The 19,746-nt window shown below is 62.6% G+C and carries 25 protein-coding genes and 1 tRNA gene; 23 read left to right on the top strand and 3 right to left on the bottom strand.

Features of this window, described 5'->3' with window-relative positions; translation table 11 throughout:
- Positions 1 to 90: 90 nt before the first annotated feature.
- Both B2J86_RS10865 and ubiA read left to right on the top strand, forming a co-directional pair.
- Complete coding sequence (locus B2J86_RS10865; RefSeq protein WP_173025552.1) at positions 91 to 591, top strand: Dps family protein; 501 nt, start codon at positions 91 to 93, stop codon at positions 589 to 591.
- Positions 592 to 669: 78 nt separating this feature from the next.
- The gene (gene ubiA, locus B2J86_RS10860) at positions 670 to 1,539 is read left to right on the top strand and encodes a 4-hydroxybenzoate octaprenyltransferase (RefSeq protein ID WP_371736414.1); all 870 of its coding nucleotides are present in this window, start codon (positions 670 to 672) and stop codon (positions 1,537 to 1,539) included.
- A 65-nt stretch (positions 1,540 to 1,604) separates the two neighbouring features.
- Here ubiA and proC read toward each other — a convergent pair whose 3' ends face one another.
- The 3 genes from proC to B2J86_RS10845 all read right to left on the bottom strand — a co-directional run bounded on the left by proC (position 1,605) and on the right by B2J86_RS10845 (position 4,932).
- Complete coding sequence (gene proC / locus B2J86_RS10855; protein WP_173025551.1) at positions 1,605 to 2,447, bottom strand: pyrroline-5-carboxylate reductase; 843 nt, start codon at positions 2,445 to 2,447, stop codon at positions 1,605 to 1,607.
- A gap of 70 nt (positions 2,448 to 2,517) precedes the next feature.
- Positions 2,518 to 4,011: a glycerol kinase GlpK gene (gene glpK / locus B2J86_RS10850; RefSeq protein WP_173025550.1), complete on the bottom strand. Its 1,494-nt coding sequence runs from the start codon at positions 4,009 to 4,011 to the stop codon at positions 2,518 to 2,520.
- Between the two features lie 156 nt (positions 4,012 to 4,167).
- A complete protein-coding gene (locus B2J86_RS10845; protein WP_173025563.1) occupies positions 4,168 to 4,932 on the bottom strand; it encodes a DeoR/GlpR family DNA-binding transcription regulator in 765 nt (254 codons plus the stop codon).
- A 436-nt stretch (positions 4,933 to 5,368) separates the two neighbouring features.
- Here B2J86_RS10845 and B2J86_RS10840 point away from each other — a divergent pair, with 436 nt between their 5' ends.
- From B2J86_RS10840 to B2J86_RS10740, 21 genes are all read left to right on the top strand, one after another.
- A complete protein-coding gene (locus B2J86_RS10840; RefSeq protein WP_173025549.1) occupies positions 5,369 to 6,961 on the top strand; it encodes a glycerol-3-phosphate dehydrogenase/oxidase in 1,593 nt (530 codons plus the stop codon).
- A 206-nt stretch (positions 6,962 to 7,167) separates the two neighbouring features.
- Entirely contained in the window at positions 7,168 to 7,536 is a 369-nt protein-coding gene (rplN, locus tag B2J86_RS10835; protein ID WP_169169069.1) for a 50S ribosomal protein L14, read from the top strand.
- A gap of 10 nt (positions 7,537 to 7,546) precedes the next feature.
- Entirely contained in the window at positions 7,547 to 7,867 is a 321-nt protein-coding gene (gene rplX / locus B2J86_RS10830; RefSeq protein ID WP_173025548.1) for a 50S ribosomal protein L24, read from the top strand.
- Between the two features lie 10 nt (positions 7,868 to 7,877).
- On the top strand, positions 7,878 to 8,417 hold the full coding sequence (gene rplE, locus B2J86_RS10825; RefSeq protein WP_169169071.1) for a 50S ribosomal protein L5: 540 nt from the start codon (positions 7,878 to 7,880) through the stop codon (positions 8,415 to 8,417).
- An 8-nt stretch (positions 8,418 to 8,425) separates the two neighbouring features.
- Positions 8,426 to 8,731: a 30S ribosomal protein S14 gene (rpsN, locus tag B2J86_RS10820; protein ID WP_169169072.1), complete on the top strand. Its 306-nt coding sequence runs from the start codon at positions 8,426 to 8,428 to the stop codon at positions 8,729 to 8,731.
- Between the two features lie 20 nt (positions 8,732 to 8,751).
- Positions 8,752 to 9,147 (top strand): 30S ribosomal protein S8, encoded by a 396-nt coding sequence (gene rpsH / locus B2J86_RS10815; protein ID WP_169169073.1) that lies wholly within the window; start codon positions 8,752 to 8,754, stop codon positions 9,145 to 9,147.
- 25 nt (positions 9,148 to 9,172) lie between these two features.
- Complete coding sequence (rplF, locus tag B2J86_RS10810) at positions 9,173 to 9,706, top strand: 50S ribosomal protein L6 (protein WP_173025547.1); 534 nt, start codon at positions 9,173 to 9,175, stop codon at positions 9,704 to 9,706.
- Between the two features lie 11 nt (positions 9,707 to 9,717).
- Complete coding sequence (gene rplR, locus B2J86_RS10805) at positions 9,718 to 10,083, top strand: 50S ribosomal protein L18 (RefSeq protein WP_169169075.1); 366 nt, start codon at positions 9,718 to 9,720, stop codon at positions 10,081 to 10,083.
- Positions 10,084 to 10,100: 17 nt separating this feature from the next.
- Complete coding sequence (rpsE, locus tag B2J86_RS10800) at positions 10,101 to 10,619, top strand: 30S ribosomal protein S5 (protein WP_173025546.1); 519 nt, start codon at positions 10,101 to 10,103, stop codon at positions 10,617 to 10,619.
- 14 nt (positions 10,620 to 10,633) lie between these two features.
- The gene (gene rpmD / locus B2J86_RS10795) at positions 10,634 to 10,816 is read left to right on the top strand and encodes a 50S ribosomal protein L30 (protein WP_169169077.1); all 183 of its coding nucleotides are present in this window, start codon (positions 10,634 to 10,636) and stop codon (positions 10,814 to 10,816) included.
- Positions 10,817 to 10,826: 10 nt separating this feature from the next.
- Complete coding sequence (gene rplO / locus B2J86_RS10790) at positions 10,827 to 11,258, top strand: 50S ribosomal protein L15 (RefSeq protein ID WP_169169121.1); 432 nt, start codon at positions 10,827 to 10,829, stop codon at positions 11,256 to 11,258.
- A gap of 18 nt (positions 11,259 to 11,276) precedes the next feature.
- On the top strand, positions 11,277 to 12,596 hold the full coding sequence (gene secY, locus B2J86_RS10785) for a preprotein translocase subunit SecY (RefSeq protein WP_169169078.1): 1,320 nt from the start codon (positions 11,277 to 11,279) through the stop codon (positions 12,594 to 12,596).
- A 162-nt stretch (positions 12,597 to 12,758) separates the two neighbouring features.
- Positions 12,759 to 12,872: a 50S ribosomal protein L36 gene (rpmJ, locus tag B2J86_RS10780; RefSeq protein ID WP_003050535.1), complete on the top strand. Its 114-nt coding sequence runs from the start codon at positions 12,759 to 12,761 to the stop codon at positions 12,870 to 12,872.
- A 24-nt stretch (positions 12,873 to 12,896) separates the two neighbouring features.
- Complete coding sequence (gene rpsM / locus B2J86_RS10775) at positions 12,897 to 13,262, top strand: 30S ribosomal protein S13 (protein WP_169169079.1); 366 nt, start codon at positions 12,897 to 12,899, stop codon at positions 13,260 to 13,262.
- A gap of 18 nt (positions 13,263 to 13,280) precedes the next feature.
- Positions 13,281 to 13,685 carry a 30S ribosomal protein S11 gene (gene rpsK, locus B2J86_RS10770; protein ID WP_169169080.1) on the top strand — a complete coding sequence of 135 codons (405 nt, stop codon included), beginning with the start codon at positions 13,281 to 13,283 and terminating at the stop codon, positions 13,683 to 13,685.
- 92 nt (positions 13,686 to 13,777) lie between these two features.
- Positions 13,778 to 14,401 carry a 30S ribosomal protein S4 gene (gene rpsD, locus B2J86_RS10765; protein ID WP_169169081.1) on the top strand — a complete coding sequence of 208 codons (624 nt, stop codon included), beginning with the start codon at positions 13,778 to 13,780 and terminating at the stop codon, positions 14,399 to 14,401.
- 113 nt (positions 14,402 to 14,514) lie between these two features.
- Complete coding sequence (gene rpoA / locus B2J86_RS10760) at positions 14,515 to 15,507, top strand: DNA-directed RNA polymerase subunit alpha (RefSeq protein ID WP_169169082.1); 993 nt, start codon at positions 14,515 to 14,517, stop codon at positions 15,505 to 15,507.
- An 85-nt stretch (positions 15,508 to 15,592) separates the two neighbouring features.
- Positions 15,593 to 15,988 (top strand): 50S ribosomal protein L17, encoded by a 396-nt coding sequence (gene rplQ / locus B2J86_RS10755; RefSeq protein WP_169635428.1) that lies wholly within the window; start codon positions 15,593 to 15,595, stop codon positions 15,986 to 15,988.
- A gap of 23 nt (positions 15,989 to 16,011) precedes the next feature.
- Positions 16,012 to 16,088 (top strand) — tRNA-Met (locus B2J86_RS10750).
- A gap of 751 nt (positions 16,089 to 16,839) precedes the next feature.
- Complete coding sequence (locus B2J86_RS10745) at positions 16,840 to 18,372, top strand: Shedu immune nuclease family protein (RefSeq protein WP_173025545.1); 1,533 nt, start codon at positions 16,840 to 16,842, stop codon at positions 18,370 to 18,372.
- A 76-nt stretch (positions 18,373 to 18,448) separates the two neighbouring features.
- Positions 18,449 to 19,453: a hypothetical protein gene (locus tag B2J86_RS10740; protein ID WP_173025544.1), complete on the top strand. Its 1,005-nt coding sequence runs from the start codon at positions 18,449 to 18,451 to the stop codon at positions 19,451 to 19,453.
- Positions 19,454 to 19,746: the final 293 nt, after the last annotated feature.

The following is a 19,746-nucleotide window of genomic DNA, read 5'->3' as shown; positions in this document are numbered from 1 at the left end:
CTGGCCGGCCGCGCGCCGGCCTTGCGCTACAGTGTTTTGGCGCGCGCACAGCGCAGCCCCTGTTTCCAACCCCGTTCCGGAGAAGACCCCATGGCCAAGGCATCCAAGTCATCGGCGACCCACATCAACATCGGCATCGGCGAGAAGGACCGTGCCGCCATCGCGCAAGGCCTCTCGCGCCTGCTGGCCGACACCTACACGCTGTACCTGACCACGCACAACTTCCACTGGAACGTCACCGGGCCGATGTTCAACACGCTGCACACCATGTTCATGGCGCAGTACACCGAGCTGTGGAACGCGGTCGACCCGATCGCCGAGCGCATCCGCTCGCTGGGCCATGTGGCGCCGGGCTCGTACGCCGAGTTCGGCCAGCTCGCCAGCGTGCCCGACGCGCCTTCGGTGCCGCCCAAGGCGCTGGAGATGGTGCGCATCCTGGTCAAGGGCCACGAGGCCGTGGCGCGCACCGCGCGCGGGCTGTTCCCCGCCGCCGACAAGGCCAGCGACGAGCCCACGGCCGACCTGCTGACCCAGCGCCTGACGGTGCACGAGCAGACCGCGTGGATGCTGCGCTCGCTGCTCGAAGAATAAAACCCGCCCTGGCGGCGCCGCGTGCTGTGCGCGCGGCGCCGTTTTTTCGTTTCTGCTCCTCCCTTTGCCCTGACTGCCATGCCCTCCGCCGTTCGCCACCGCCTTGCCCTGTACCTCGACCTGATCCGCTGGAACCGGCCTGCCGGCTGGCTCGTGCTGGTGTGGCCCACGCTGAGCGCGCTGTGGGTGGCGGCGGAGGGTTTTCCGGGCTGGCACCTGCTGGCGGTGTTCGTGCTGGGCACGGTCCTGATGCGCAGCGCCGGCTGCTGCATCAACGACGTGGCCGACCGGGACTTCGACCGCCATGTCAAGCGCACGGCGCACCGGCCCATCACCTCGGGCCAGGTCTCGGTCCGCGAGGCCCTGGCCGTGGGCGCCGTGCTGTCGCTCATTTCGCTCGCGCTGGTGCTCACCACCGACTGGGTGGCCGTGGCCTGGTCGGTGCCGGCGCTGCTGGTGACCATTCTTTATCCGTTCACCAAGCGCTTCTTTGCGATGCCGCAGGCGGTGCTGGGCATTGCCTTCAACTTCGGCATCGTGATCGCGTTCGCCGCCGTGCAGGGCGAGGTGCCGGCCCTGGCCTGGCTGCTGTGGCTGGGCAACCTGTTCTGGGTGTTGGCCTACGACACCGAATACGCGATGGTGGACCGCGACGACGACCTGAAGATCGGCATGAAGACCTCGGCCATCACGCTCGGGCGCTTCGATGTCGCGGCCATCGTGCTGTTCTACCTGTTGTTGGTGGGTTTTTGGGCTGCAGCCCTGGTGCCGCTTGCGCTGGGCGCTCCGCTTTATGGAGCGTTTGGGCTGGTGCTGGCGCAGGTGGCGTGGCACTGGACGCTGATCCGCGGGCGCACGCGCGAGGGGTGTTTCCGCGCGTTCCGCGTCAACCACTGGATCGGCTTCACGCTGTTTGCCGGTGTGGTCGGCGGATACGCGCTGCGCTGATGCTTTGATTTTGATAGCTGCCAGCACTTGCTGTATCAGCGCTGGAGCCGGATTTCATCTGAAAATCAGCCGCCGAACTCGTCGCCCAGCTCGCGCGCGCGCTGCTGGGCCGCGTGCAGGGCGCGCATGAACTGCCGCTGCACGCCGTCCTGCTCCATCGATTGGATCGCCGCATAGGTCGTGCCGCCCTTGGAGGTGACGCGCTGGCGCAGCAGCTCGGGCGGCTCGTCGGAGCGCCGCGCGAGTTCCGAGGCGCCGGCGAAGGTGCCCACGGCCAGCTGGAGCGCCTGCTCGCGGGGCAGGCCCATGTCGGTGCCCGCCTGGGCCATGGCTTCGAGGAAGAAGAACACATAGGCCGGGCCGGAGCCCGAGAGCGCGGTCACGGCGTCGAGCTGCGGCTCCTGCGCCACCCACAGCAGCTCGCCCGTGCTGGCGATGGCCTGCTCCACCGCCTGGCGCTCGGCGGCGCTCACGGCGGGGCGCGCATAGAGCGCCGTCATGCCCTGGCCGATCAGCGCCGGCGTGTTGGGCATGGCGCGCACGATGCGCTCGCTGCCGAGCCAGCGCGCGATGCTGTCGCTGCGAATGCCGGCGGCCACGCTCAGGTGCACGGCCGCGCGCGTGTGCGCGCGCGCCTGCAGGGCCGCTTCCTGGAAGGTCTGCGGCTTGACGGCCCAGACGACGAGGCTGGCGCGCTCGAGCTGCGGGCCGGGCAGCGCCAGGGCCGTGATGCCGTACTGCTGGAGCAGCGCGGCGCGCGCGCCTTCCCAGGGCTCGACCACGTCGATCTGGCCGGGCGGCACGCCCTGGCGGACCAGGCCGCCGATGATGGCGCTGGCCATGTTGCCGCCGCCGATGAAGGCGATGGCCGGGGTGGAGGCGGGGGAGGCGGCAGGGGTCGGGTTCATGGCGGAAGGTCGGCAAAATGGGGCATCCATGGTAGCGGCTCGCGCGCCCGAAGCGGCCGCCGCCACCGGCCTACGCGAGCGTGGCCTGGCGCACCGCGTGTTCCCAGTGCGCCATGCGCTCTTGCGCCTGCGCCGCGGCCATGGTGGGCAGGAAGCGGCGCTCGGCGCGCCACAGCTGCGCCAGCTCGTCGGTGTCCGCATAGACGCCGCTCGAGAGCCCGGCCAGGTAGGCCGCGCCCAGCGCCGTGGTCTCGATGACGGCGGGGCGCACCACCGGAATGCCCAGCAGGTCGGCCTGGAACTGCATCAGCAGGTCGTTGACGCAGGCGCCGCCGTCCACGCGCAGCTCGCTCACCGGCCGCCCGCCCGCGGCCACGGCGTCGCGGCCCATGGCCTGCAGGAGCGCGGCGCTCTGGTAGGCGATGCTCTCGAGCGCGGCGCGCGCGATGTGCGCGAGCGTCGTGCCGCGCGTCAGGCCCGTGATGCTGCCGCGGGCCTCGGGCTTCCAGTACGGCGCGCCCAGGCCCGTGAAGGCCGGCACCATCACCACGCCGCCCGCGTCGGGCACGCTCTCGGCCAGCGCCTGCACCTCGCTGCTCGAATCGATGGCGCGCAGGCCGTCGCGCAGCCACTGCACCACGGCGCCGCCGACGAACACGCTGCCCTCCATAGCGAATTCGGGCCGCGCGCTGGTCTGCGCGGCGCTGGTCGTCAGCAGGCCGTTGGTCGAGGTCTGGAAGCGCTCGCCGGTGTGCATCAGCGTGAAGCACCCCGTGCCATAGGTGTTCTTGGCCATGCCGGCGGAAAAACACGCCTGGCCAAACAGCGCGCTCTGCTGGTCGCCGGCCACGCCGCCGATGGCGATCGCGCTGCCCAGCACGTCGGCGTGCGTGTGGCCGAAGTCGGCCGCCGACGGCAGCACCTCGGGCATCAGCGCGCGCGGAATGCGCAGCAGCGCCAGCAGCTCGTCGTCCCACCGGTTGGTGTGCACATTGAACAGCATGGTGCGGCTGGCGTTGCTCACGTCGGTCACGTGGCGCGCGCCCTGCGTGAGGTTCCAGACCAGCCAGCTGTCGACCGTGCCAAAGGCCAGCTCGCCGCGCTCGGCCTGTGCGCGCGCGCCGGGCACATGGTCGAGCAGCCACTGCAGCTTGGTGCCCGAGAAGTACGCATCGATCAGCAGCCCGGTCTTCTGCTGGACGGTGGCAGCCAGGCCGCGCGCGCGCAGGTCGGCGCAGGCGGGCTCGGCGCGGCGGTCCTGCCAGACGATCGCGTGGTGCAGCGGCTGGCCGGTGGCGCGGTTCCAGAGCACGGTGGTCTCGCGCTGGTTGGTGATGCCAACCGCGCGCACGGCGCTTGCGGCAATGCCGGCCTGGGCCAGCGCCGCCTGTGCGGTGGCGCGCTGGGTGCGCCAGATCTCCATCGGGTCGTGTTCGACCCAGCCGGGGCGCGGGTAGATCTGCGGCAGCTCGAGCTGCGCCTGGGCGACGATGCTGCCGCGCGCATCGAACACGATGCTGCGCGAGCTGGAGGTGCCTTGGTCGAGGGCGAGAAGGTAGGTCATGGTGCAGAAGGTATCAAGGTTTCATGGTGCGGTGGGCTCCCGCAGCGCTCGAAACGGGCACGGCCCAGGCCAGCGGACGCCGCGCAAGGGCCGCCCCGCCGCGCTGGCGTCGTCCCCCTGGGGGGGGAAGGCGCGAAGCGACGCAGGGGGTATCCGTCATCCCGCCACGGTGCAGGCGACCTGCGCCTCGTGCAGCAGCGCAGGAAAGGGCTCGGGCGGGGGCGCGTCGGTGAACAGGCGGTCGATCTGCGCCAGCGTCGCCAGCTGCACCAGGGCAGGGCGGTGGAACTTGCTGTGGTCGGCGGCCAGCCAGACCTCGCGCGCGTGCTCGATGATGGTTTGCGCCACCTTGACCTCGCGGTAGTCGTAGTCGCGCAGCGAGCCGTCGGCCTCGATGCCCGAGATGCCGATAACCGCGATGTCGACCTTGAACTGGCGCATGAAGTCCACCGCCGACTCGCCGACGATGCCGCGGTCGGTCGCGCGCACCACGCCGCCGGCGACGATCACTTCGCAGTCGGGGTTGCTGCTGAGGATGGCGGCCACGTTGAGGTGGTTCGTGATCACGCGCAGGCCCCGGTGCTGCAGCAGCGCCCGGGCCACGGCCTCGGTGGTGGTGCCGATGTTGAGGATCAGCGAGCAGCCGTGCGGCACCTGCTGCGCCACGGCCTGCGCGATGCGCGCCTTGCCCGCGGCGTGCAGCGCCTCGCGCTGCGTGTGCGCGAGGTTCTCGACCGTCGAGCTGGGCACGCGCACGCCGCCGTGGAAGCGCATGAGCAGCCCGGCCTCGGCCAGGCGCTGCACGTCGCGGCGCACGGTCTGCAAGGTCACGCCCAGGGTGTCGGCCAGCTGCTCGACGGTGGCGGACTGCCGGGCGCGCACTTCCTCGAGCAGCCGCAGGTGGCGGGGAGGGGCGTTCACGCGGGCATCGGTGGGGGCTGAACGGGGGGCCATGGCTTTCAATCGAACGAAAAAGAAAATTCCAGGCGGTAGTATTGGTTTAATACGAACCAAAAAGAACAAAAAATGAAAAATATCGAAAATAGGGCGGCGCCAGGCGCCGCCCAACGCCTGAGAGCAGCGTGTGCGCCGACGGCGTGCGCCCGGCGGGCCTGGCCCATGCCGGGTCCACGGCTGGCTTGCTCCTTAATTGATAGCAGACAGCGTATGCCTTTATTCGGTTTCCGATAGAAATCACCACGAAACCAGGTCAACACAATCGCTGGCAGCTCACTTTTTTGATGAATCCTCTGGGCGGTCGCCTCCCGGCAGCGCTGGCGCTGATCGGGGCACAATCGTGACAGAGGGTAACCCTCCAATTTTTCTCCTCATGCGTTCGCGCAGGGATGTTTGCTCCATGACCACTGTTCCACTGCCGTTACCCACCCGCCGCGCCGACCTGTTGGCGCAACTGGCGCAGCCGCGTGTCTACGACCTGGTCGTCATCGGCGGCGGGGCCACGGGCCTGGGCGTGGCGCTGGACGCGGCGGCGCGCGGCTTCAGCGTGGCGCTGATCGAGTCGCACGACTTCGCCAAGGGCACGTCTTCGCGCGCTACAAAATTAGTGCACGGTGGCGTGCGCTACCTGGCGCAGGGCAATATCGCGCTGGTGCGCGAGGCGCTGCACGAGCGCACGACCTTGCTGCACAACGCACCGCACTTGGCGCAGCCGCTGGCGTTCGTCATGCCGTCCTACCACTGCTGGGAGTCGCCGTTCTACGGCGTCGGCCTGAAGATGTACGACGCGCTCGCGGGCAAGGCCGGGCTCGGCGCGACCGAATTCCTCGGGCGCGAGCGCACCCTCCAGTGCCTGCCCACGGCGCGCGCCGCCGGGCTCAAGGGCGGCGTCAAATACTGGGACGGCCAGTTCGACGATGCGCGCCTGGCGCTTGCGCTGGCACGCACGGCCGCCAGCCGCGGCGCGCTGCTGGTCAACTACTGCGCCGCCAAGGAGCTGGTGCACGAGGACGGGCGCATCGCCGGTGTGGTCTGCGAGGACACGGAAACCGGCCAGCGCCATACGCTGCGCGCGCGCTGCGTGGTCAATGCCACGGGCGTCTGGGTCGACGCGCTGCGCCAGCAGGACGGCGAGGCCACGGGCCGGTCGGTCAAGCCGATCGTGGCGCCGAGCCAGGGCGTGCACATCGTCGTCGACCGCGAGTTCCTGCCGTCCAGCCACGCGCTCATGGTGCCCAAAACGGCCGACGGGCGCGTGCTGTTTGCCGTGCCGTGGCTGGGCAAGCTGATCCTCGGCACCACCGACAGCCCGCGCCACAACATCGAGTACGAACCGCTGCCGTTCCACGAGGAAGTGGACTTCATCCTGCGCGAATCGGCGCGCTACCTCAGCCGCGCGCCCACGGCGCAGGACATCCGCAGCCTCTGGGTGGGCCTGCGCCCGCTGGTCAAGCCCCAGGACGACGACGGCAACCACACCAAGAGCCTGAGCCGCGAGCACACCGTGCTGGCCAGCAAAAGCGGCCTGGTCACCGTGACGGGCGGCAAATGGACCACCTACCGCGCGATGGCCGAGGATGTGTTGCAAAAATGCTTCAGCTCGGGCCTGCTCGATGTGCGCCCGGGCGGTGTCACCGTCCACCTGCCCCTGGTGGGCGCGCCCACCGGGCCGGTGCGGCACCGCATGTGCGATGCCCAAGGCTGGCACTCCTATGGCTCGGAAGCCGACGCCGCGCGCCAGCTGCCCGGCGCCGATACGCTGCTGGGCGCCGGCATCACCGAGGCCATGGTGCGCTTTGCGGCGCGCCACGAATACGCCCGCACCGTCGAAGACGTGCTGGCGCGGCGCTGGCGCCTGCTGTTCCTCGACGCGCGCGAGGCCGCGGCGCTCGCGCCGGCCGTGGCCGCGCTGCTGGAGCAGGAGACCGGTGCCGACCCGCAGCTGGACGCGTTTGTCGCCCTGACCGCGCAGTATTTGCACGTCCCGGCCTGAGTCGGCGCGCAAAGTGCTTGACGGCGCTTGCGTTTTTTGCAAAAATAGCGGGCTTCGCTGTTAAAAAAGCGAAGTTTCTGCCCAGCAGGAAGCGCTGCAAATGGTTTGCGGCGTGGACGACGGGCCCAAGACTGACTGGCTGATCTCCGGCCCTTGAGAAGTTCTCTGGGGCTGTTTGTCTTCTGGTGCAAGTTGGGAATATTGAAATGATCCAGACAGAAACTCGGTTAGACGTTGCCGACAACACCGGCGCGAAGTCCGTCCTGTGCATCAAGGTGCTCGGCGGTTCGCGTCGTCGTTACGCCAGCGTGGGTGACATTATCAAGGTGAGCGTCAAGGAAGCCGCACCCCGTGGCCGCGTCAAAAAAGGCGAGGTCTACAGTGCTGTGGTGGTGCGCACCGCCAAGGGCATTCGCCGTGGCGATGGCTCGCTCGTGAAATTCGATGGCAACGCTGCGGTGTTGCTCAATGCAAAGCTGGAGCCCATTGGCACCCGTATCTTTGGACCGGTGACGCGCGAGCTGCGCACCGAAAAGTTCATGAAGATCGTGTCCCTGGCTCCTGAAGTTCTCTAAGGACGGTGCGATGAACAAGATTCGCAAGGGCGACGAAGTCGTCGTGATCACCGGGCGCGACAAGGGCAAGCGTGGCGTGGTTTCGCTGCGCAAGGATGACTCCCACCTGGTGGTGGATGGCATCAACCTGGTCAAGAAGCACGTCAAGCCAAACCCCATGAAGGGTACGACCGGCGGCATCGTGGAAAAGGCGATGCCGATCCACCAGTCCAACGTGGCGATCTTCAACGCCGCCACGGGCAAGGGTGACCGCGTCGGTATCAAGCTGCAGGCGGATGGCAAGCACGTGCGCGTGTTCAAGTCCAGCGGCGCTGAAATCAAGACGGCCTAAGGGGTAAAAAATGGCACGACTCCAACAACACTACCGCGAAAAAGTGGCCCCTGCCCTGATGGAGCAGTTCGGTTACACCTCGCCTATGCAGGTTCCGCGCCTGACCAAGATCACGCTCAACATGGGTGTGAGCGAAGCAGTCGCAGACAAGAAGGTCATGGACAACGCAGTTGCCGACCTGACCAAGATCGCCGGCCAGAAGCCCGTGGTCACCAAGGCCAAGAAGGCTATCGCCGGTTTCAAGATCCGCGAAGGCCAGGCCATCGGTTGCATGGTTACCCTGCGCGGCGTTCAGATGTACGAATTCCTCGACCGTTTCGTCACCGTGGCCCTGCCCCGTGTGCGTGACTTCCGCGGTATCTCCGGACGCGCTTTCGACGGCCGCGGCAACTACAACGTCGGCGTGAAAGAGCAGATCATCTTCCCTGAAATTGAGTACGACAAGGTCGACGCCCTGCGCGGTCTCAATATCAGCATCACCACGACGGCTACGTCTGACGAAGAGTGCAAGGCACTGCTCGCTGGCTTCCGTTTTCCGTTCAAGAACTGAGGCAGCGTATGGCTAAAGTAGCTCTGATCCAGCGCGAACTCAAGCGCGAAAAACTGGTGGCCAAGTATGCAGCGAAGCACGCTGAACTGAAGGCTATCGCCACCGACGTCAAGCGCAGCGACGAAGAGCGTGAAGCAGCCCGCCTGGGCTTGCAGAAGCTCCCACGCAATGCCAACCCGACGCGCCAGCGCAACCGTTGCGAAATCACCGGTCGCCCCCGCGGTACTTTCCGTCAATTCGGCTTGGCCCGCGCCAAGATCCGCGAACTGGCTTTCGCAGGCGACATCCCCGGTGTCACCAAGGCCAGCTGGTAAGCAGGCAGGAGAGATACAACATGAGCATGAGTGATCCCATCGCTGACTTGCTGACCCGCATCCGCAATGCCCAAATGGTTTCCAAGGCCACCGTGGTGGTGCCATCTTCCAAAGTGAAGATCGCCATCGCCCAGGTGCTGAAGGACGAGGGCTACATTGACGGATTCCAGGTCAAGACCGAAGCCGGCAAATCTGAAATTGAAATCGCCCTGAAGTACTACGCGGGTCGCCCCGTGATCGAGCGCATCGAGCGCGTGAGCCGCCCTGGCCTGCGCGTGTACAAGGGTCGCGATGCCATCCCCCAGGTCATGAATGGCCTCGGCGTGGCAATTGTCACCACCCCCAAGGGTGTGATGACCGACCGCAAAGCACGCGCAACCGGTGTCGGTGGCGAAGTTCTTTGCTACGTGGCTTAACCCGAGACATTGAGGAGAAACTGAAATGTCCCGTGTAGGAAAAATGCCGGTCACCATCCCCGCAGGCGTGGATGTGTCGATCAAGGATGACCAGATCAGCGTCAAGGGCGCTGGCGGTCTCCTGTCCATGGCGCAAAACGCGCTGGTCAAAGTGACCAGCACCGACGGCAAGCTCTCTTTCGAGCCGGCCGATGCGTCCCGCCAAGCCAATGCCATGAGCGGCACCATTCGCCAGTTGGTCAACAACATGGTGCAGGGTGTCAGCGCAGGCTTTGAAAAGAAGCTCACGCTCATCGGCGTGGGTTTCAAGGCGCAAGCCAGCGGTGCCAACCTGAACCTGTCCGTGGGCTTCTCGCACCCGGTCAACAAGGTCATGCCCGCGGGCATCACCGTGGCCACGCCGACCCCCACTGAAGTGGTGATCAAGGGCGCCAACCGCCAGGTGGTCGGCCAGATCGCCGCCGAGATCCGTGCTATTCGTCCGCCCGAGCCTTACAAGGGCAAGGGCATCCGTTATACGGGCGAAAAGATCACGATCAAAGAGACCAAGAAGAAATAAGGAGCTGCATTATGTTGACCAAGAAAGAGCAGCGTCTTCGTCGGGCACGCCAGACCCGCATCCGCATTGCACAGCAAGGCGTGGCGCGACTGACCGTGAACCGCACGAACCTCCATATTTACGCTACGGTGATTTCGGGCGACGGCAGCAAGGTGCTCGCCGCTGCCTCCACCGCCGAAGCCGACGTGCGCAAGTCGCTCGGCGGCGCAGGCAAGGGTGGCAATGCCGCCGCAGCGCAAATCATCGGTAAGCGCATCGCCGAAAAGGCCAAGGCCGCAGGCGTTGAGAAGGTTGCATTTGATCGTGCAGGTTTTGCCTACCACGGCCGCGTCAAGGCTTTGGCCGACGCCGCCCGTGAGGCTGGTCTGCAGTTCTAAGCGGAACGGATAAAAAAATGGCTAAATTTCAACCCCGAGTCCAAGACGCAGGTGCCGACGACGGAATGCGCGAGAAGATGATCGCGGTCAACCGCGTCACCAAAGTCGTGAAGGGCGGTCGTATCCTTGGTTTCGCTGCCTTGACCGTTGTCGGTGATGGCGATGGCCGCGTCGGCATGGGCAAGGGCAAGTCCAAGGAAGTGCCGGCTGCAGTGCAGAAGGCCATGGAAGAGGCCCGTCGCAACATGGTCAAGGTGTCGCTCAAGAACGGCACCATCCACCACCAGGTCACGGGCCACCATGGCGCAGCATTTGTGATGATGGCACCGGCCCCCAAGGGTACCGGCATCATCGCTGGCGGCCCCATGCGCGCCGTGTTCGAAGTGATGGGCATGACGGATATCGTGGCCAAGAGCCACGGGTCCTCCAACCCTTACAACATGGTCCGTGCCACGTTTGACGCGCTCACCAACTCCACCACCCCCGGTGACGTGGCAGCCAAGCGCGGCAAATCGGTCGAAGACCTCTTCGTCTGACAGGAGCTGTGACAATGTCTACACAACAAACCGTGAAGATCCAGCTGGTTCGCAGCCCGATCGGCACGAAAGAATCCCACCGCGCCACCGTGCGTGGTCTGGGCCTGCGCAAGCTCAACAGTGTCAGCGAACTCCAGGACAGCCCTGAAGTGCGCGGCATGATTAACAAGATCAGTTATCTGGTCAAGATCCTCTGAGAGGTCGATGATGGAACTCAATAACATCAAGCCCGCAGACGGAGCCAAGCACGCCAAGCGCCGCGTGGGCCGGGGCATTGGCTCGGGTCTGGGCAAGACCGCTGGCCGTGGCCACAAGGGTCAGAAGTCGCGTTCGGGTGGCTACCACAAGGTGGGCTTCGAAGGCGGTCAAATGCCTCTGCAGCGCCGTCTGCCCAAGCGTGGCTTCAAGTCGCAAACGCTCAAGTTCAATGCAGAAGTCACGCTGACGGCCCTCGGCCAGCTCGGCCTGGCCGAAGTGGACATGCTGGCGCTCAAGCAAGCCGGTCTCGTCGGTGAACTGATCCGTGTGGTCAAGGTCATCAAGAGCGGTGAAATCGGCACGGCAGTCAAGCTCAATGGCATCGGCGCAACCGCTGGAGCCAAGGCAGCGATTGAAGCCGCTGGTGGCAGCGTAGCCTGAGTCTGAAGGAACGCACCAGTGGCTACTAACGCAGCTCAAATTGCAAAGACCGGCAAGTTCGGCGACCTGCGTCGCCGACTGGTTTTTCTCTTGCTGGCGTTGGTTGTTTACCGTGTCGGGGCGCATATCCCCGTTCCGGGAATCGATCCAACGCAGCTCCAGCAGCTGTTCAGTGGCCAGCAGGGCGGCATTCTGAACCTGTTCAACATGTTCTCGGGTGGCGCCTTGTCGCGCTTCACGGTGTTCGCACTGGGGATCATGCCGTATATCTCGGCGTCGATCATCATGCAGCTCATGACCTATGCCGTTCCAACCTTCGAGCAATTGAAGAAGGAAGGCGAGGCAGGGCGCCGCAAGATCACCCAGTACACCCGCTATGGCACCTTGGGCTTGGCGCTGTTCCAGTCGCTGGGCATTGCCGTAGCGCTGGAGAGTTCTGCAGGTTTGGTTCTGGCACCGGGATTTGGCTTTCGCATGACAGCGGTGGTCAGCCTGACGGCAGGCACCATGTTCCTGATGTGGCTGGGCGAGCAGATCACCGAGCGTGGCTTGGGCAACGGTATTTCGATCCTGATCTTCGCAGGCATCGCCGCCGGACTGCCGGGCTCGATTGGCGGTCTGCTGGAACTGGTTCGCACCGGGGCCATGAGCATTGTTGCTGCGATCTTCATCGTCATCGTCGTCGCATTGGTGACCTACTTCGTGGTCTTTGTCGAGCGCGGACAGCGGAAGATTCTGGTGAACTATGCGCGGCGCCAGGTAGGCAACAAGGTGTATGGCGGTCAGTCATCCCATTTGCCCCTGAAGCTGAACATGGCTGGAGTGATCCCGCCGATCTTCGCCTCGTCGATCATCCTGCTGCCGGCCACCGTGGTGAACTGGTTCAGTGCGGGTGAGTCCATGCGCTGGTTGAAGGACATCTCGGGTGCTCTGACCCCTGGTCAACCCATCTATGTGATGTTCTATGCGGCTGCCATCGTGTTTTTCTGCTTTTTCTACACCGCTTTGGTGTTTAACAGCAGGGAAACGGCAGACAATCTCAAGAAGAGTGGTGCGTTCATTCCCGGCATCCGTCCAGGTGAGCAGACGGCCCGCTACATTGACAAGATCTTGGTGCGGTTGACGTTGGCAGGCGCGGTGTACATCACCTTCGTGTGCCTGTTGCCCGAATTCCTGATCCTCAAGTACAACGTTCCGTTCTACTTTGGCGGCACTTCGTTGCTGATCATCGTAGTGGTCACCATGGATTTCATGGCCCAGGTGCAGAACTACTTGATGTCGCAGCAATATGAATCGTTGCTGAAAAAGGCCAACTTCAAGGCAGGTGCCGCGGGTTGAGTTGGGGTGTTTTCTGCGTGTCGGTCGACGCCATGACGGCGTCGGCGGACTTCATGGGACAATACCGGGTTAGTCAATTAAATGACCCACGAGCTTTCGCGGGCAACGACCGTGTTCTTGGCCTTGGTGGCGGGAATGCATGAACAGTTTTAGGAGAATGAAATGAGAGTCTCGGCTTCGGTCAAGAAAATCTGCCGTAACTGCAAGATCATCCGCCGCAAGGGCGTTGTGCGTGTGATCTGCACCGACCAGCGCCACAAGCAGCGCCAGGGTTGATCACGAAAGTATTAGAGGACGCACATGGCACGTATCGCTGGTATCAATATTCCGCCGCACAAGCATGCTGAGATTGGCTTGACCGCCATCTTTGGCATCGGGCGCACGCGCGCACGCAAGATCTGTGAAGCTTGTGGCATCGACTATTCCAAGAAGATCAAGGATCTGACGGACGCTGACCTCGAGAAAATTCGCGACCAGATCGCCGAATTCACCATCGAAGGTGACCTGCGCCGTGAAACAACGATGAACATCAAGCGTTTGATGGACATCGGTTGCTATCGGGGGTTCCGCCATCGCCGCGGTCTGCCGATGCGTGGTCAGCGTACGCGCACCAATGCCCGCACCCGCAAGGGACCGCGCAAGGGTGCTGCAGCGCTGAAGAAATAAAAAGATTGAAAGATCAATATGGCCAAGTCTCCCGCCAATAACGCAGCGCAGCGCGTGCGCAAGAAGGTCCGCAAGAACGTTTCGGACGGCATTGCACACGTGCACGCATCGTTTAACAACACCATCATCACGATCACCGACCGCCAGGGCAACGCCTTGTCGTGGGCATCTTCGGGTGGCCAAGGTTTCAAGGGCTCGCGCAAGTCCACTCCGTTCGCTGCCCAGGTCGCCTCGGAAGTGGCCGGTCGCGCCGCCATGGAACAAGGCATCAAGAACATCGATGTCGAGATCAAGGGCCCTGGCCCAGGTCGCGAATCTTCGGTCCGTGCCCTCGGTGCCCTGGGCATCCGCATCACCTCGATCTCCGATGTGACGCCGGTCCCGCACAACGGTTGCCGTCCCCAGAAGCGCCGTCGCATCTGATCGATCTCAAGCCCACCGCCGCCTGCGCCCGTCACAACGCCGCAGGCGGCTCCCGCAATGGTTTGCGGAAGATGACATAGAAGGATATTCAAGTGGCACGTTACCTCGGCCCCAAGGCCAAACTCTCCCGCCGTGAAGGCACCGACCTGTTCCTCAAGAGCGCCCGCCGCTCGATTGCCGACAAGTCGAAGTTCGATTCCAAGCCCGGTCAGCATGGCCGCACTTCGGGTCAGCGCACCTCCGACTACGGGCTGCAGCTGCGCGAAAAGCAGAAGGTCAAGCGCATGTACGGCGTGCTGGAAAAGCAATTCCGCCGCTACTTCGAAGCTGCCGAACGCCGCAAGGGCAACACTGGTGCCAACCTGCTGTCGCTGCTGGAGTGCCGCCTGGACAACGTGGTGTACCGCATGGGCTTTGGCTCCACGCGCGCAGAAGCCCGCCAGCTCGTGTCGCACAAGGCGATCACCGTGAACGGCCAATCGGTCAACATTCCGTCGTACCTGGTCAAGACCGGCGACGTGGTGGCCGTGCGCGAAAAGTCCAAGAAGCAAAACCGCATTGCCGAAGCGCTGCAGCTGGCGCAGCAAGTGGGCTTGCCGGCCTGGGTGGATGTGAATGCCGACAAGGCTGAAGGCGTGTTCAAGAAGGTGCCTGACCGCGACGAGTTCGGCGCCGACATCAACGAATCTCTGATCGTTGAGTTGTACTCGCGTTAAGTACACAGCCTCAATTTTCGAGAAAACCGTTCCCGCACCGCGAGGCATCGCGGTGCGGGTGCTTCACCAGCCTTACCGGTGTAACGAGCTGGGGGTATTGAGAGGAAGTCTGAATGCAAACTAATTTGCTGAAACCCAAGGCGATCAACGTAGAGCAACTGGGCCACAACCGTGCCAAGGTCGCTCTGGAACCGTTTGAGCGCGGCTATGGACACACGCTGGGCAACGCCATTCGACGGGTCCTGCTCTCGTCCATGGTGGGTTACGCAGCGACGGAAGTGACGATTGCAGGCGTTCTGCACGAATACTCTTCCATTGACGGCGTCCAAGAAGATGTGGTGAACATCTTGTTGAACCTGAAGGGTGTTGTGTTCAAGTTGCACAACCGTGATGAAGTCACCCTGAGCCTGCGCAAGGACGGCGATGGCGTCGTGACCGCGCGCGACATCCAGACGCCGCACGACGTCGAGATCGTCAACCCCGACCATGTGATCGCCCACCTGTCGCAAGGCGGCAAGCTGGACATGCAGATCAAGGTGGAAAAGGGCCGTGGTTACGTGCCCGGCAACCTGCGCCGCCATGCCGACGACTCCACCAAGTCGATTGGCCGCATCGTTCTGGATGCCTCGTTCTCGCCCGTGCGCCGTGTGAGCTACACGGTCGAAAGCGCGCGCGTCGAACAGCGTACCGACCTGGACAAGCTCGTGGTCGAGATCGAGACCAATGGTGCCATCGCGGCAGAAGACGCCGTGCGGGCATCGGCCAAGATCCTCGTCGAACAGCTGGCAGTGTTTGCACAGCTGGAAGGGGGCGATATCCCCACGTTCGGTCCGCAAGAGGGCACGCGCGCCAGCGCCACGTTCGATCCGATCCTGCTGCGTCCAGTCGACGAGTTGGAGCTGACCGTGCGTTCCGCCAACTGCCTGAAGGCCGAGAACATCTACTACATCGGTGATCTGATCCAGCGCACCGAAAATGAGTTGCTCAAGACGCCGAATTTGGGTCGCAAGTCGCTCAACGAGATCAAGGAAGTGCTCGCCTCGCGCGGCCTGACCCTTGGCATGAAGCTTGAAAACTGGCCGCCAGCCGGCTTGGACAAGCGTTAAGTTATAATTTTGATCCCCTTTGGGGAAGTGCCTTGGGCAGTACCTAATACGGCTGCCCGATTGAACGATATATAAGGAAAGCACCATGCGCCACGGACACGGACTCCGCAAACTCAACCGCACCAGCTCGCACCGCCTTGCGATGCTGCAGAACATGATGAATTCGCTGTTGCAGCACGAAGTCATCAAGACCACCCTGCCCAAGGCCAAGGAATTGCGCCGCGTGGTCGAGCCCATGATCACCCTGGCCAAGGTCGACACCGTCGCCAACCGCCGTCTGGCATTTGACCGCCTGCGCGACCGCGACATGGTGACCAAGCTGTTCAACGACCTGGGTCCTCGCTTCAATGCGCGTCCCGGTGGTTACACCCGCATTTTGAAGATGGGATTCCGCGTGGGCGACAACGCTCCCATGGCTCTCGTCGAGCTGGTGGACCGCCCTGATGTGGCAGATGCAAATAATTCTGGCGCAGCTGCTTAAAGTAGGCTATAATAAACACTTGCCGCGCGATGGAGCAGTCTGGTAGCTCGTTGGGCTCATAACCCAAAGGTCGGAGGTTCAAATCCTCCTCGCGCAACCAATCAAATCAAGCAGTTAGCTTGTCTTCAAGGCCCACTTCGGTGGGCCTTTTTGTTTTTGGCCCACATTTGGCCCATTTCTGGCCCACCCTTGGCCCAAGACATTTCGCGTTTGTCGCATCTGACCATTGGGTGTTGGCCTCGTCGAGGGCGATCTCAAGCGACACGGCATGACTTCCTGTGGCTGGTGCTCTCATCGCAGGCAATCGAGCTTTATGCGATTCATCCGATCCTTAACAGATGCAGGAGAGAGGGTATTCCTGCCAACTAAGTCGGTAAATTCATCGTTGCCAGGTTGCATGCTTCCCCTGCATGGGCTCGGCGCGACCCCCTTGATATTGTTTGTGCTAGTAGGTGCTGAGATCACGGCGGTTGCTTGGAAAAGTGTGCCGGCATGCGGCTGATTTCGGCTTGGAGCAGCCCGGCAGGGATCCATACCGGTCGACCGGTTCAGGCTGGTTGCTGCCGTTCGGATTCACCGGCCTAATGACCGCTGCTGGCAGCACCAGTCACTAAGAAACCGCAGGCATTTGACCGGTGTTCGATCAGAATCGACCGCCTGCAATGCTGATGCATCGGGCGACCATGGCTCGCCGCGCCGAGCTATTTAAGGGCAGCTTTAGCTGCACGTCTATTCGGTGCTGCCCTCAGCCTCACCTCGCAACTCAACTTTCTGCTACGCCGAATCGAGTGTGATTTGCGGGGAAAATCTGAACGAGAACCAACTTGTGCAATGGGTGAGGGGAATCAATGATGCAAGAGAATGACGAGAAACTCGGCAAACCCAAAGACAGCGAAGACGATTTTCTCGGAGCGGTTGACGAACATGCCGGCGAAGAAAAGTCGACCGACGGCCTTGAGCCTGGCGCCAACCCCGACGCTGAGGCCATGCTGGTGTCATTGAAGAAATCGACCTATGGCCTCGAGAACTGCGTCGAGGTCTACGCCCACGGCGAGGCCTTTCCAGATGGCGGGACAGAGAAGGTCCAGCAAAACATCCTTCTCGCCCGCGTGACCGAGGGCGCGCTCACGATGTTCCCCTTGGTGTCGGCTTCATATCGCCCGATGTTCTTGTCACCCAAGTATGGCAAGCTGACCACGATCACCGTCCTGGCGGAGGAGGACGAACCATGGTGGCTGCCGGAAACCATCAGGGACTTCGACGGTTTGCTCGAAAGCCTGCCCACAGGTTTTGGCCGCCACGCCAAATATGGGCTTGGCTTGAAGTGGGAATATCGGCTCATTCCCTATGCGATTCTTGAAATGCACGGCATCACCGAATTGGTGTTCGAGTCGGGCAACGGAGCTTCGACCGAGCTGCCCAAGTTCAAGCTGGGCATCGACCGATTTTCGGCAATCAAGAGATCCATCGACTCGATTACCACACGCTCCCGCGCGCGGTCGCTGCGCGAACGCCAATTGCTCGCCTTCAACGAGTTGCTGCACGTCGCCGATCCTGCGCTGTACGAGCGCCGCTTCGCCAAAGTAAAGCCCGGTGAAATCTACGAGCTGGTCAAGCTGGGCGGACGAGTGCAAAACCGCAGCGCGGACGACCGGCTTGCTGCGGCTAAGATCATTCGCGATGACGCCGACAAGATGGCCGCAGAGCAGCCATCGCATTTGATGGAGCTCAGGGCGGTCATCGAGCAGGTCACGTTGACGGAGCTAATCGCAAAGATCGAAGGCATGCTCAGCAAGAATCTGCCCGAGCCGAAGTGGCAAGCCTTCTTTAAGGCCAACCCCTTCGTCTTGGGCCTGGCCTTCCCCCATCCGGTCATCCTGATCCAAGACCAGGCGCACGTCGGCGGCACGATGCTGCGTGGTGCGGGCGAGAGCATCGTGGACTTCTTGTTCGCGCAGCGGTTCACCGGTAGCCTCGCCCTCATTGAGATAAAACGCCCTTCGACCAAGCTGATTGAGGCAAAGACGTTCCGTGGAGACCTGCACGCGCCGCACAAGGACCTGACCAGCGCAATGGCGCAAGTGCTCGACCAGCGCTTTCAGCTCTTGAACAATTTCGCGGCCAAGTCGCACGACCCTGCACTCAAAGACACCCATGTCTCCGCAGTCCATTGCATCGTGATCGCCGGAACGGCGCCAGGCACAATCCAAGAAAAGCGGTCGCTTGATCTTTTCCGGCACTCGTCGAGGGACGTGGTGGTCGTCACGTTCGACGAGCTGCTGGACAAGCTGCGAGAAATTCTGCGGCTGATGACTGCTGGCTCGGCCCATCCTGCTTCGTTGCCGGAGGTAGAGCCCTCGACGGACAACAGCGACCGTTTCTGACGATCTGCACTGGGGGCCAGCGAGACTGGCTTCTAGAACAGAATGAGCACCGTTCACAACACCACAAAAGAGCCCCATGCTTGTCAAGAAGTTCCAAGAGGTGCTGGCAAATGCGAGCGTCGTAGCGCAAGACCCTTATCTTGTCCATCTGAACGGCGCTGTCGCAGCCATCAACGCTAGGCTAGCAACAGACCCCGAGCTTCAAACCTATGCATCTACGCTCAGCTCACTTTTGGACGATTCAAGCTTTGGTGTCAACCCGCATCTATCCAACAAGTTCGCCCAGATTCTTGGCGAAGCGCACTTTTGGCTTTTGTGCATCGAGAAAGGACTGCGACTAACGCGCATCCCCGAGGTCCAGAACAAGAAGACGCCTGACTTCTCCGCCTCTATCGGTACTCAATCATTTTGCTTTGAAGTGAAGACCCTGTCGGTCGTTGGCGGCGACGCAGGCATAGCTTGTGCTCTACATTCCTCGCTTGATGCCCATATTGACTTGGAAGCACAGCAGCGATCCGGCGCCCGCATCGCCCTGGCAACGTCAGAAGCTCAACCCTATAGCGGCAAAATCAATCACGATCAGACCGTGTTGAGCGTCATCAACACGCTGCTCGAGAAGGTCCGCGGCAACATTAAGGCCGACCAGTTTGCGATGCCAAACACGTTCCTGGTCATCAATCTCAGCATCATCCCGCCACGCCTCACTGAACCGAAGGCCCTGCGGCCCGCTTATCCCGACGACTACATGTTCTCCAAGGCAGTCACCGGTGATCTTTGGACCGTGGCCTTTGGCAAGATTGGGATGCCCATTCTTGGCATTCCTGAATTCGAAGGGAAGCCGTGCGTCGAAGGGATATTCGACAAGATCGGCATTCTTGCGGACAAGGAGTTTTCTGCCGTTGCCGGCCTCCTCTTCATGATCCATCCGTGGCAGCGACCATCGGAGCTATGGGGACTTTTCCGAAGCGCGGATCTCAGCAAATGGGAAGACGGGAAAGCCGATTTGCTGACGCAGATTCGAGCGCTTACTGGCAAATTTTGGAACGACTGCGGCGACACGAACGGGTGGCAGTTGCAGTAGTTGATCGTGGACCACTGCGCCAATGCGCCGCGATCAAGTCGAACCTCCACAATGTAGTTGGTAACGCGGATTCGGGACTTGGCCTTTAGGGACTGCAGTCGCTGCAAAGGCACAAAAGTCGAAGGTCACTTCAGGCTGGTTGCCGACGCTCAGTGGAGAAGACGGCGGCTGGGCGTCCAAAGCAGGCTCTCACAGGAACTCTCGTAGTGGCTTTCTGAAGCTAGCGTCCTGCAAATCTGTCGTTTTGCTCATCCAGAAGTTCGGTTTTCCCGCGGACGCCGCCCACGTTCATC

Origin of the sequence: Acidovorax sp. SRB_14 (genome assembly GCF_012932145.1) — a bacterium.
Taxonomy (GTDB): domain Bacteria; phylum Pseudomonadota; class Gammaproteobacteria; order Burkholderiales; family Burkholderiaceae_C; genus Simplicispira.
This window is presented reverse-complemented; position numbering and strand designations above follow the sequence as displayed.

Excerpts from the sequence above, each read along its gene's own strand:
- B2J86_RS10865 (WP_173025552.1), top strand. The coding sequence starts at position 91 with ATGGCCAAGGCATCCAAGTCATCGGCGACCCACATCAACATCGGCATC.
- ubiA (WP_371736414.1), top strand. The coding sequence starts at position 670 with ATGCCCTCCGCCGTTCGCCACCGCCTTGCCCTGTACCTCGACCTGATC.
- proC (WP_173025551.1), bottom strand. The coding sequence starts at position 2,447 with ATGAACCCGACCCCTGCCGCCTCCCCCGCCTCCACCCCGGCCATCGCC.
- glpK (WP_173025550.1), bottom strand. The coding sequence starts at position 4,011 with ATGACCTACCTTCTCGCCCTCGACCAAGGCACCTCCAGCTCGCGCAGC.
- B2J86_RS10840 (WP_173025549.1), top strand. The coding sequence starts at position 5,369 with ATGACCACTGTTCCACTGCCGTTACCCACCCGCCGCGCCGACCTGTTG.
- rplN (WP_169169069.1), top strand. The coding sequence starts at position 7,168 with ATGATCCAGACAGAAACTCGGTTAGACGTTGCCGACAACACCGGCGCG.
- rplX (WP_173025548.1), top strand. The coding sequence starts at position 7,547 with ATGAACAAGATTCGCAAGGGCGACGAAGTCGTCGTGATCACCGGGCGC.
- rplE (WP_169169071.1), top strand. The coding sequence starts at position 7,878 with ATGGCACGACTCCAACAACACTACCGCGAAAAAGTGGCCCCTGCCCTG.
- rpsN (WP_169169072.1), top strand. The coding sequence starts at position 8,426 with ATGGCTAAAGTAGCTCTGATCCAGCGCGAACTCAAGCGCGAAAAACTG.
- rpsH (WP_169169073.1), top strand. The coding sequence starts at position 8,752 with ATGAGCATGAGTGATCCCATCGCTGACTTGCTGACCCGCATCCGCAAT.
- rplF (WP_173025547.1), top strand. The coding sequence starts at position 9,173 with ATGTCCCGTGTAGGAAAAATGCCGGTCACCATCCCCGCAGGCGTGGAT.
- rplR (WP_169169075.1), top strand. The coding sequence starts at position 9,718 with ATGTTGACCAAGAAAGAGCAGCGTCTTCGTCGGGCACGCCAGACCCGC.
- rpsE (WP_173025546.1), top strand. The coding sequence starts at position 10,101 with ATGGCTAAATTTCAACCCCGAGTCCAAGACGCAGGTGCCGACGACGGA.
- rpmD (WP_169169077.1), top strand. The coding sequence starts at position 10,634 with ATGTCTACACAACAAACCGTGAAGATCCAGCTGGTTCGCAGCCCGATC.
- rplO (WP_169169121.1), top strand. The coding sequence starts at position 10,827 with ATGGAACTCAATAACATCAAGCCCGCAGACGGAGCCAAGCACGCCAAG.
- rpmJ (WP_003050535.1), top strand. The coding sequence starts at position 12,759 with ATGAGAGTCTCGGCTTCGGTCAAGAAAATCTGCCGTAACTGCAAGATC.
- rpsM (WP_169169079.1), top strand. The coding sequence starts at position 12,897 with ATGGCACGTATCGCTGGTATCAATATTCCGCCGCACAAGCATGCTGAG.
- rpsK (WP_169169080.1), top strand. The coding sequence starts at position 13,281 with ATGGCCAAGTCTCCCGCCAATAACGCAGCGCAGCGCGTGCGCAAGAAG.
- rpoA (WP_169169082.1), top strand. The coding sequence starts at position 14,515 with ATGCAAACTAATTTGCTGAAACCCAAGGCGATCAACGTAGAGCAACTG.
- rplQ (WP_169635428.1), top strand. The coding sequence starts at position 15,593 with ATGCGCCACGGACACGGACTCCGCAAACTCAACCGCACCAGCTCGCAC.
- B2J86_RS10745 (WP_173025545.1), top strand. The coding sequence starts at position 16,840 with ATGCAAGAGAATGACGAGAAACTCGGCAAACCCAAAGACAGCGAAGAC.
- B2J86_RS10740 (WP_173025544.1), top strand. The coding sequence starts at position 18,449 with ATGCTTGTCAAGAAGTTCCAAGAGGTGCTGGCAAATGCGAGCGTCGTA.